Here is an 11,999-nt window from a genome sequence, read left to right as displayed (position 1 = left end):
TGGAAAATCTAATTTAGAAGGCAATCTTTTTCAATATAACTATGGGTTTACCAGGAGAAAACTTGTACCACCAAACAGTTTCGCGATGTAACCTATAGTCGTTATTGAATATACCCAAGATCATTATTTCCCACTCCCCCACCATGCAACGGTAAATTCTCCTACTTCTAAGCACATTTTTCTAAAATCAAAAAGGTAAGATTTTAATTATGGCAGGCTGAATAATATCTTCTTCTCTTTTTTCTTATCCACTAAAAAACATATATAAACTATTTAGTAAAATTATTATATTTATCCTAAGTTGAAGATAGCGGTTAAGGAGTGGCCAACACCTGGCAGATGACGGGGGCAACTTTCGGCTGATAAGGACGGCGCTATCTGATATTAATCTACAGTTAAGTCCCGTGTTAAGTGCGGGCTTAAATTTATGTGGCGCGGAGGTGAAAGCCTCCAAGCCGCTCCTTTTTCTAAACGAGGATTAAATTACCTCCAAAAAAGAAGATTTTACACTGATGCCTTTTTTGTTTGGAGCGGCAGTTAAAATTTTAAGTCTTATATTCAGCCTCCAATGGTATTTCCCTAGTGATGGTATAAGACTTATTATATAAGCCTTAAATGCGACTTTGGATTGCAGTTCCTTACGCGACGGTTTAAGGTTTAAAAAAGCAGCTTTAGATAGTTTGTAGATTTTCAAAAATCAAATCTTTCTGATGAGCTGCTTTTTTCCATTACCAAACTATTTCAGGGTAATTATCATAACTTATTTCGTGCACTTCACATTTTAAAGCCTTAGCACTACTTTCCATATCAGACTTCCACATCTTATAGGCTGGCGAAAATTGGGAATATGCAATTAATAAATCTGGTAGTCCCCGAAATCTTCTTTTTCCCGGGGTCTTGCTCAAATATTCTATATTAATAGCCTGGAGCACTAAAAAAACCAGGTCATTATGTATGTCAATTTTTTGACCTATAAAGTTTTGAATTCGTTGTGCGCCCTGGGGATCATAATCAAATAAGGCTTTCTTACAATTAAATTCGAGGATATAAAGGTTCGCCTGATCCAGGGCATCCAACACTACATAACCTGCATTGTAACGAAGAACAGAAATCAAATAAAGTAAGTCTGTCCATAGGTATCTAAAGCCTAAATATTCAACCTTATTCTCCGAATCAAAAACAAAATTTTCTTTCAACCTGGAATGCTGGAAAGTCTTTCGAACCTCATAAGCAAAGCCCATTATTATATCTGATTGTCCCTTCTCTTCTTTCTTATATTCATTTAAACGCTCTCCTATTTTGTGAATCGTTTCATACAGGCTTGTTAAGTCACCGTAATCACCCCATAATTCTATTCCTGTCCCTTTCCTGGTTGGGTTACTTTGAAGCATAAAAAAGTATTCAAAATTATGTATTCTTTTTCAAATATCACCATTTAAATCAATGTAGTATATTTAGTAATCACCAAATTTTCAATAATTATGGAAGAGCAGGGAGCATTTAAAGAAGTACAATTTCACGATGAATTCAGGAAAGAGGTCATTGACAAATTACTTGAATTACACCGTCAATTAGTTTTACTCGAACATCTTGAAAGGGGATCAAGAATGCCATTTTTGAGAAAGATAGCGATTCTTCGTGATTTTTTTTGGGATTCAGATATTGAAGAATATTTATACGATAATGAAGATCTTGGGTACATATATAATAACCTGGAGAGGTTCATGGAAAAACTTAAAATTTATGAACCATTCCCTGAATGGTCTTATCGAAAGCCAAAGTAATACAAATTCAAAAACTTTTTATAACGTATTTTTACTATTTAAGCGGTTAAATATTTACACCGTTAGTGCCAGGCCTTAAAATTTAGGAATTCCTCTAGGCTGGTCTATTCTTCTTAAAATTTTCAGTCTGTTCAAAGATTTCTTCATAGACCTCGTCTCGTTCCACCGGGGGATAACCGTGCTCATCGAGTAATAGGATAAGCCCGACTTTTAAAGCAGATTTAATGTCGTTTCTCTTGCTCCAGTCCGGGAATTTTGCCTGTTCATCCACCAAATCCTTTACTGCTTTCGAAAGCTCGATAAGCTTATCTTCCGGATATTGAAAGTCATACTTTATACATAGTTCTTTTAAAATGTCGTAGAAAGCTTTTTCCTCAAAATCAATTCCCAGCATTTCCCCGGCCGAAAACTCTTTTTGTACCTGCCAAATAAGATCGGTAAGCTGTTCCGCCATTTCTTCATAAACTTCACTGCGTAACACATCTCCTTTTCGTTCATTGTACCTGGAGACCAGGCCCTCCATTTTTCTGGAAAAATCAACTCCTTTTACCTTGTTCACCTTCTTTATCTCATCAATGGCCCTGGCCAGTAATTGCTGTAAAAGTTTGATTTTTGTATTAGGCAGTTTGATCTTATCGATCTTTGCCAGATAATCTTCATCAAAAATGTCCTGCTGGCTATTGGTTTGGTCACCCATTTTAAAGATCTCCTCTACGCCTTCACTAGCCAAGGCATTTTTGATCATTTCCCTTACTTTGGCGTTCATTTGGGCGGTATCCGGTGCGTTCCCTTTTGTAAGCTTAAAGACTATAGACTTTACAGCTAAATAAAAATGAGTATAATCCCGTTCTTCCTGAGTTAACTTTTCACTTCCAGCGCAAATATCATAGGCGGCTTTCAGGCGTTTTACCAAATTCATAAAGCGCGTTTCCAACTCTTTGGTTTGTTGTACGTATTCAACGGCTTTGTTTAGGTTGTTAAACTGGCTCAAAGGGTCGCCCCGGAAATAATCGGTGCTGTCAAATTTGTGGAAAATCCTTCCCAATAAATCCAGGTGGTCCCTTACTATTTTCAGGGACTTTGCAATATCTTCAAAATTTTGCCGCTCCCCCTTATTATACTTGGCAAGTGCTAAATTCATTTGTTTTTTAATGCCAATATAATCTACTACCAGTCCTTTGTTTTTACCCTGGAACTTCCGGTTTACCCGGGAAATCGTCTGGATTAGGTTATGCTGCTGGATGGGCTTATCGATATAGATGCTATCTAAAAACGGAACATCGAAACCGGTGAGCCACATATCGACTACAATGGCAATTTTAAAATTCGATTTCTCATTTTTAAACTGACGATCCAGCTCTTTCCGGTACTCTTTTGTACCTAACAGATCATACATTTCTTTGGGATCGTCTTTTCCTCTAGTCATGATCATTTTTATGCGCTCAATAGGCTTAAGCTGCTTCCTGTCTTTTTCGGTTAATTCGGCACCTTCTTCTGCTTTTCTGATCTTTGCCCACTCCGGCCTTAGTTCGATGATGTTCTTATAAAGCTCGTAAGCTATCTCCCGGCTACTACTTACAAAAATTGCTTTTCCTTTTACGGTAGCGCCTTCCTTCAGCCTTTTCTCATAATGCTGGATAAAATCTTCTGCTATGGCCTGTAAACGATCGGGATCACCCAGAATTGCGTTCATGTTGGCCGACTGCTTTTTGCTCTCTTCCACTTGGTACTCATTGGCACCTTCTTCCTCAGCTACTCTATAATAATCTTCAATTTTTTGCAATTCCCGGTTTTCCAGGGCCACTCTCGCCGATCTTCCTTCATAGACTATGCGAACGGTAATCTCGTCTTTTACAGATTCCGTCATAGTGTATTCATCTACTACTTTTCCAAAAACATTTAAAGTAGCGTCGATTGGCGTTCCGGTAAAACCTACAAAAGTAGCATTAGGTAAAGAATCGTGAAGGTACTTGGCAAAGCCGAAAGTTTTCTGAACCCCTTTTTCGGTAATCTTTATTTTCTGGTCAAGATTGGTCTGGCTCCGGTGAGCCTCATCAGATATACAAATTACGTTGCTTCTATTGGTAAGCAATTCTGTGTCTTCCGTAAACTTGTGAATGGTGGTAAGGAATACGCCGCCGCTTTCCCTTCCTCTTATGCGTTTCCGAAGATCTACACGACTTTCCACACTGGCGATAGCATCATCGCCAATAAATGATTTTGCATTGGTAAACTGTCCTGCAAGTTGATCATCCAGATCAGTTCGATCTGTAATTAGAATAATAGTGGGACTTTCAAAGTGGTCGCTTTTCATTAAAAGCCTTGTCAGAAAAAGCATGGTAAAACTTTTACCGGAACCGGTGGCTCCAAAATAGGTGCCTCCTTTTCCGTTTCCGGCCGGTTTTTGAGCTTTCTGAATATTTTCAAATAGAGCCCGCGCCGCATAATATTGAGGATAACGGCATACTATTTTTTCATCCTTTTTGGAGCTGTCCGGTAAATAAATAAAGTTTTTAATGATGTCCCGAAGCCTGTTTTGATGCAACATCCCCTGGATAAGGGTGAACATGCTATCAATGCCATCAACCTCTTTTACCAGCCCTGCGATTCTGCGCCAGGCATAGAAGAATTCATAAGGGGCAAAAAAGGAACCTGCTTTGGTATTTACGCCATCACTGATCACGCAAAACGCGTTATACTTAAAAAGTTCGGGTATATCCCTTTGGTAACGAACGGTTAATTGTTTGTAAGCATCATAAATTGTGGTGTTTTCCTGAATGGCGGTTTTAAATTCGAAAACAACCACCGGAATTCCGTTGATATAAAGTATCCCGTCAGGAATACGTTTTTGGGTTCCGGTAATTTCCAGCTGGTTGACGAATTTATAAGTGTTGCGGTTCTCTGCTGAATAATCAATTAAATAGGTCCAGATATCTTTTTGGGAACGGTCTTCCCGCTTTAGCGAAAAACCATCAGAAAGCATTTGCATAAATCCTTTATTGCTTTCATAAAGGTCTGAAGCCGGAAGGGTTTTGAGCCTGAGAATGATGGATTCTACTTCATTTTTGGTGATCCCGTTTTCCCGGTACCTTGACATCAGAAATTCCCGAAGGTCACTTTCAATAAGAACTTCATCTTCCTTTCGGGATATGCTGCCTCCTAACTGATGCTGATAACCTTCCTGTTCCAGCTGTGTGGCAAAAACGCTTTCCAGTTGTGCTTCGGTAAACTTTTTACTCATTCCTGGTTTATTGCAATTTTTTCTGTGCTATACGTTCGCGCGCTGCGACCATCGCAGTATTTATTTTTATTCCGGTTTTTTTATTAGATGTTCCAAAGCTATTCCCGTAGCGCTTTTTCAATTGTGACGACACTGTTGTCACAATGTTTTTGCCATAATCTGCCCGTACATATTGCAGTATTTCTTTATTTATACGTTTACCTACTTCCCAAAACACTAAAGTCATGGTACTGTTTACCTGTACCGCGATTTGATGTTTTCCCTGTTCTATAAGCTGGCTTAACTCCTTTACCAGGTTATTATGTAGGCCGTTTTTCATGTTGTATTTAATCTTGTGCTATGGGAAAGCGTATCAAAAATTACTTTGCTAATCCTTTTTCACCTTATTCTTAATCTTCTTTCCAGATTTCCGGAAAGTTTTCGTTTATATTCTATACGGTTGGTTTCGGGCATCATTTATTTTCTAAATGTTGTAACTTGGATATGGTCTTTTTTTTCTTTGATTTTAGATATTTTATCTTCTTGTTTTAAATATTGAAAAAAACTGAGCAAAAGGGCAGAGTTTTTAAAGTACGGCATAGGACCTTTTGCATTTAATTGCTTATAATCTCCCCCTAACGAATTCAAAAACGGTTTTATAAATTCCTTATCAAAGGAAGTAAGATTGTTCATAAAAAGCTCAATTTTCTCATTAGTCTTTAAAGCAGATTTTAATAGAATTGAAGAAATATTTGAATCAGACAATTTTAGTTCTTTGTGTTTTAAGGCCATTTTTCCTATTAAAGAAAGTGCCTTCTGATCCGAAATAGCGTTATCAGCTTCGAATTTTTCTATTAATTTTATTTTATGAGAATCAGATAACATAGAATTTTCCAGGATTTCCGCCAAATCTGATTCTGATAGAACTATTTCTGAAAATATTTTAAAAAACTCTGAAATATTCAGGATAATAAAGATGAGATGTGTGGGAGAAAAACTTGATCTTAGTTTGGTATAATTTTCTTGATTAAATGATAATTTTAGCTCATTTACTAATCCTTCTACTTTTTTAAACGATAAATCTTCAAAGTTTAAATCTTTGAATGCTAGCGGTACTGTTTTTAGATAAGAGTTGTACAATTCATCTTGAATCTTATTGTTTAACAAGAAATCACGTCTAAAACTTACTAATTCCTTATCTGTTGGTATAGATTCTTTTACTAGGACTTCAGCAATTTTTGGATTATTTAAATAACCAGTTAGTGTTTCCGAAAATTTATTTTCATTTTCTTGATAGTTGAAAATAACATTTTTCCAGGTTGGTTCTATCTTTAAATTCTTAAGCAAAAAATCACTCAATTCCTTAGAATCTTCTAATTCAGAAATAGAAGGCAACAGAGTTTCAGTTTGAGATATTATATCTTCTTTGCTAGTTTTTTTGATGTTTGAATTGTTTAGTAGCTTAAGTAGATATTCCTGTTTTTCATTGAAGTTATCTTTGAGTTTTAAATATACCGAACTGATATACTTCTCTATGTTCTTTTCTATATACTCAATTAATTTATCACAGCCAGACGAATGAATGGCTGCATAATTACTCCGATTAAAATCATCCTCCCTATATTCTCCAAATTCCTTGATCATTCTTTTCAACATGTATGTATTGATCGCATAGTTATTCATAGAATATATATATTCCTTTATTTCCTCAGAGGATTCATCCAAATTTAAGGATGTAAATTTCAGGTCAAATTGGTCGATGATTTGGATCTGTTTCTTTGGATCATTGACTATTGATAAAAAATCTGCCTTTTGGTTTAAAACTGCCTCTAATTGGGAGGTAGAAGCTATTTTTTCTATATCTTCAATTTCTGCGTTGTTAAGAAGGAGAGAGAGATAATTTGATTTATCATCCTCTGAAAGCGAGCTATCTTCTTCAATAAACTTCCAAATGTCTATCCAACTTTTACATAAAGCTTTTATGAACAATCCGGAATTTTTACCTTCTTTGATATAAGAGTAAATAAATTTGACAGAATCATTTGATTCGTTTGACAGCTGCTTCAAAAATAATTCCTTTTTCAAGGGAAATTTTTTACTCTTTAAAAACTGGTCTAGAAGACTATAATTTAAAACAAATCTCCTTTCAAATTCTGATTCACTTATTTTTTTGATAACATTTTCTACTTCATCCAGCTTATAATCAAATTTACTATCCATTTCATTCCTTACATTCATCAAAAACCAGTGATCTCTTTCAGTAATACTTCCCGGATAGAAATAGGAAATATAATTAAGATAATCTTCAGCTATATAGCCATTACGAATTAATAAAATTATTAACTGTTCCTGTTTGGAGGGCTCTGAAGACAATGCAATTTTTTTGTCCTTTAAAAGATATTTTATCTTTGCATTTTTTATTCTTCTATTTTCTTCTTCATTCTTCTTTAATTTATCTCTAATATCTTTTACCCTCCCGGTATTTTTGCTTTCAATTTCAGTTTTTCTTTCCAAGTAAGACTTTTCCGGATCAAGACGAGATTCTACATCAGAAAATTTAAAGTTGAACGGTCTGGTATATTGACTTTCTCGATAGCTTATAGATCCACTTTTTAATTTTTCAAAATTTTCCTCTTCAAGCATTTGCTGAACAGTATAATTTTTATTTTGAATTTTAAAATACATGAGATTTGGAACCTTTTGTATGTATTCAAAAAGATAAATGCGTTTTAATTCCTCTAAATTTCTAGGTAAAGATTCTTCTAGCGTTTTTAATTCTATTTTTAAGCTAGAATTGTCTTCTTCAATCTTTTCTATTGCACTATTCACCCAATCCAACTTATTCTCTACAAGGTTTTTATAAAGAATGCCTTGATTTTTTCCTAGCATAACAAAATCTTCAGGATAAATATTTTTATAAACGATTATTGCAAAAAGTTTATTCTGATATTTTTCACCTTTAAATTTTTGAAAGTAAATATGGAATTCGTTTACAATATTATACAGAAGCCGCATATCATCTACATAAAATGCGACCTGATCTATCAATTCTGTGGATAAAGAATAATCAAATTTTTCTAATGCCCGGGTTAATTGTTCATTGGAATTAGAGTAGTTGATAACTGGTATAACGGGGATTATAAAATCGAAAAATTTAGTCCGGTCTTTGTCCTTAAACATTTCATCGCGAATAGCATAAATAAATGTTACGGTACGATTAATCGATTTTGAATTATTAATTAGAAGGTTTATTTCTCTAAGCTTGGTGAAAATTTCTGTTTGCTCAAAACGGTCCAGATCTTCAATGATTACAACATTATAATCTGTTACCTCAAAAAAATACAAAATTTCATCCAGATGATTATTCAGGATAGATTTGTCTATTTTATCAGCTACCTGGATTTCAAGATTCTGAAAATTTAATTTACTAATCGTAAGTTTTTGAGAAAATCCTACCACAGCACGTAGAAAGTAAAATGAAAGAACTAAACCTCCAATAGCCAATAAGCCCTGTACAATATATGCGAACCATAATTTTGGTTCTGGCAAATTAATTAGGGTTCTAAGGAAATGGAAATTAAAAAAAGTGTATAATACAAAGATAAGTCCGAATACTAACCAAGTAGTTTCCTGAACTTCCTTGGGATTCAAACTTCTTATTTTCTTGAACCTGGAATCAGGTATATTATCATATTCTTCGTGATAAAAGATTTGTTGAAGAATGCTTAATTCTACTAATCGAAGCTGATCATTTTTTGAAAGTTTGTCACTATTTATGTTTTCACTTCTTAAATGTGCATATTTATCAGTGTCATTCCTTTTCTCTTCTTTAAAAGTCGCCAATGAAACATTTAAAAATTTTAAACTTTCATTTTTATTGGTTTTCTGAAAAGTTTTTAAAATGCTGCTTTTGCCGGAACCATAGGTTCCAGATAGCGCGATATTTTTTATGTCTTTTTCTTTCCGATTAGACAGAGCCCATTCTAAAGAATCACAGTAAAATTCATGCTTTTCTGGATCACTAACTGGAGAAAGGGAGTTAAAAGGGATATTTTGTTTCTTATCCTTAATTTCCTGATTCTTTTGTAAATTTTCACTCATAGGCAAGAGATATTTTTTCTTGTTTTACCCTTGCAATTCTGGAAAGCAGAAGATTTTGAAGTTGATTTAAATATCTAATTTGCAAATTTTTATCATCTATTGAATTTTGCAATGGAGTGACTTTTGAATTAAAATTTTCTGTTAGATTGTTTTGGTTTCCAGGCATTGGAAATTTCATCCTTTTAATGTCTGTTATCGGCAATTGTGGCTGAGCAGATCCAGATAAATGATTTATAATAAGATCTTTCATTTCCGCACTTTTCATTTTTGTATATAAAAAGAATGAAATCCTGGGATTTCTTAAAATCACCATTCCCGAATTAATCCTGACATTTTCAAAATCTAATTTATCATTGTAGTAACCTATATTCCCAACCGTAACTCTAGTGGTCATTACGACATCTTTTCTTTTTAATTTTCCTTTTCGCAGTAATTCATCCTTTTCTTTAGTCACAAAACTATTATTACTAAAATCAAAACCTGATTTTGTTACATTTCCGGCATTTAGAAATAGGCAATAACCATCATTTGAGAATTCTTCTTTTTTGGGGTAATTTTTCCCTCTATCTCCATCTTCGATGTCACAAATTTCATCAATGCTACCAGCGATCCACCCTTCTGGAATTTCCTTATCCAACTCTTCATTATAAACCATTTTTCCACCGGAAGATTTATAAGGCTTACCTTTTTTATTAGGAAATTCAAAATCAACAAACCAATGTTTATAAAGGGCCTGGGCAGTTTCTTCCAGCTTCTGGTTTATTTCTTCATTTAATTTTATACGGTTTTTAACCACATTATATTCCTTTACAATTTCCCGCTGTTTTTCTATGGAAGGAACGGGAAGTTCAAAAGCTAAAAAATCTTCCCATTCCAAGCTCCCCCTAACACCTCCAACTGCGTGAAATGTTGCTTGTCTGTCAAATTCAGAACGGGAAAACCACATCATTAGATATTGGGGGAGTAAAACCTCCGTATCTATTATTTCAAACACAGGATAAGCTTGAGAAATAATGGCTTCTTCAATATCTTCAAGTAATGCCACGGGCATTTTACCATCTCTCCTAACCTGCATAATACTACAGGCAAATTGATTTTCACGAATAATTTTATAGTTGCGCATATTTGTTCCTACCGTATTGGCCACGGAAGGAATAAACTCTTTGGATATGCTTAGGCCTAAAAGTGTAGTGACTTTTAACTCCTTATTACGTTCATCAACCAATTGTATATAATCGCCTATAGGCCTATAGTTTGATGGCATACCCCAGCTCTTTAAAAACGTCCAACAATTCTTTTTTAGATTGCTCTTCCTGTTGTAGTAAGTCTGTAAGTTCGGTTTGTAAACCTGCCATCTTGGTATCAAAATCGATGTTTTCATCCCGGTTTACAAATTCAATATATTTGCTGGGCACCAGGGAGAAATCTTTCTTTTCAATATCGGCTTTAGTGGCACTGTAGCAATATTCCGGGATATCTTTATAATCCGTGTCTTCCTGTTGCCAATCGTGGTAAGTCCTGGCAATATCTTTAATTTGCGTTCCACTAAACTGGATAAATTTCTTTTCAAATGGCTCTCCAATTTGCCGCAAATCCATAAACAACACCTCCTCTTCCCGATTGCGGTAGTGGCGGACTTCGTCTCCAATGGAACGGGTATGGGCAGTTTTATTTTTATTCAGGATCCAAACAGTTACGCTTATATTCGTGGTATAAAACATATTTTGTGGCAGGATAATAATGGCTTCCACCAGGTTATTCTCCACTAGTTTTTTCCGTATTTTATATTCCTCACCACCACCCGAAAGCGATCCGTTAGCCAGAATAAATCCGGCAACCCCATCATCTGATAATTTGGAAACCATATTTAAGATCCAACCATAGTTCGCATTACTTTTTGGAGGCACTTCATAGCCCTGCCAGCGAGGATCATCGATTAATTCCTGTGGTCCGCGCCAGTCTTTTTGATTAAATGGCGGGTTGGCCATAATATAATCTGCTTTCAGATCCTTATGCTGGTCGTTGCTAAACGTATCGGCAGCTTTATCCCCCAGGTTTGCCGATATTCCCCGAATGGCCAGGTTCATTTTGGCCAGTTTGTAAGTAGTATTTGTGTATTCCTGGCCGTAAATGGAAATTTCCCGTTTGCTGCCGTGGTGGCTTTCTATAAACTTGATAGACTGCACAAACATACCACCAGAGCCACAAGCCGGGTCATAAATAATCCCTTTATAGGGTTCGATCATTTCGGCAATAAGGTTTACAATACTTTTTGGCGTGTAAAACTCTCCCTTTCCTTTTCCTTCCGCCAAGGCGAATTTGGATAAGAAATATTCATATACACGCCCCACAATATCCTGGGATTTGTCTTTTTGGGTATCGATTTTATTAATGGTGTCCAACAGGGAAGCCAGCTTACTTTTATCCAGTCCCAAACGGGAAAAATAATTATCCGGCAATGCACCTTTTAAAGAAGGATTGTTCTTTTCTATCCGGTTTAAGGCAGTATCAATCTTCAAGGCAATATCGTCCTGTTTTGCATTTTTAATAAGATAATTCCACCGGGAAGTCTCAGCTAAGAAAAAGACATTCTTCATATTGTAGAAGTCTTTCATCTCGAGGTACTTTTCTTTGCCTTCGGCAATAAGCTCCTCGCGGCGGACCTCAAATTTGTCACTAGCAAATTTCAGGAAGATAAGCCCGAGTACTACGTGCTTGTATTCTGAAGGTTCAATGGAGCCACGAAGTTTATTGGCAGCATCCCACAGACTTTCCTCAATCGATTTTTCTTTGCTCGTTTTCTTTTTGGCCATTATTAAAATTCGGGTCTTACAAGTAAATATTTCAATAGCTTCATGAAGTAGGGTAAGAAGCCGCAGCAATTTAGGAAAAAT

General features: G+C 35.4%; 7 protein-coding genes. 1 reads left to right on the top strand and 6 read right to left on the bottom strand.

The annotated features are described in order from the left end of the window. Positions 1-728: 728 nt before the first annotated feature. Entirely contained in the window at positions 729-1,391 is a 663-nt protein-coding gene (locus P163_RS13580) for a DUF6904 family protein (protein WP_034892314.1), read from the bottom strand. A 90-nt stretch (positions 1,392-1,481) separates the two neighbouring features. Here P163_RS13580 and P163_RS13575 point away from each other — a divergent pair, with 90 nt between their 5' ends. Continuing rightward, on the top strand, positions 1,482-1,784 hold the full coding sequence (locus P163_RS13575; RefSeq protein WP_034892311.1) for a hypothetical protein: 303 nt from the start codon (positions 1,482-1,484) through the stop codon (positions 1,782-1,784). Between the two features lie 94 nt (positions 1,785-1,878). Here P163_RS13575 and P163_RS13570 read toward each other — a convergent pair whose 3' ends face one another. The 5 genes from P163_RS13570 to P163_RS13550 all read right to left on the bottom strand — a co-directional run bounded on the left by P163_RS13570 (position 1,879) and on the right by P163_RS13550 (position 11,918). Beyond that, positions 1,879-5,025 (bottom strand): type I restriction endonuclease subunit R, encoded by a 3,147-nt coding sequence (locus tag P163_RS13570; protein ID WP_034892308.1) that lies wholly within the window; start codon positions 5,023-5,025, stop codon positions 1,879-1,881. A 7-nt stretch (positions 5,026-5,032) separates the two neighbouring features. Next, positions 5,033-5,344: a DUF1016 N-terminal domain-containing protein gene (locus tag P163_RS13565; RefSeq protein WP_034892306.1), complete on the bottom strand. Its 312-nt coding sequence runs from the start codon at positions 5,342-5,344 to the stop codon at positions 5,033-5,035. A 137-nt stretch (positions 5,345-5,481) separates the two neighbouring features. Further along, positions 5,482-9,105, bottom strand: coding sequence for a hypothetical protein (locus P163_RS13560; RefSeq protein ID WP_034892302.1), 3,624 nt, complete (start codon positions 9,103-9,105; stop codon positions 5,482-5,484). Then, positions 9,098-10,369: a restriction endonuclease subunit S gene (locus tag P163_RS18210; protein WP_034892300.1), complete on the bottom strand. Its 1,272-nt coding sequence runs from the start codon at positions 10,367-10,369 to the stop codon at positions 9,098-9,100. The genes P163_RS13560 and P163_RS18210 overlap by 8 nt, the downstream gene beginning before the upstream one ends. Continuing rightward, positions 10,353-11,918: a type I restriction-modification system subunit M gene (locus P163_RS13550; RefSeq protein ID WP_034892297.1), complete on the bottom strand. Its 1,566-nt coding sequence runs from the start codon at positions 11,916-11,918 to the stop codon at positions 10,353-10,355. Before P163_RS13550 ends, P163_RS18210 begins: the two co-directional genes overlap by 17 nt. Positions 11,919-11,999: the final 81 nt, after the last annotated feature.

Origin of the sequence: Gillisia sp. Hel_I_29 (genome assembly GCF_000744275.1) — a bacterium.
Taxonomy (GTDB): domain Bacteria; phylum Bacteroidota; class Bacteroidia; order Flavobacteriales; family Flavobacteriaceae; genus Gillisia.
This window is presented reverse-complemented; position numbering and strand designations above follow the sequence as displayed.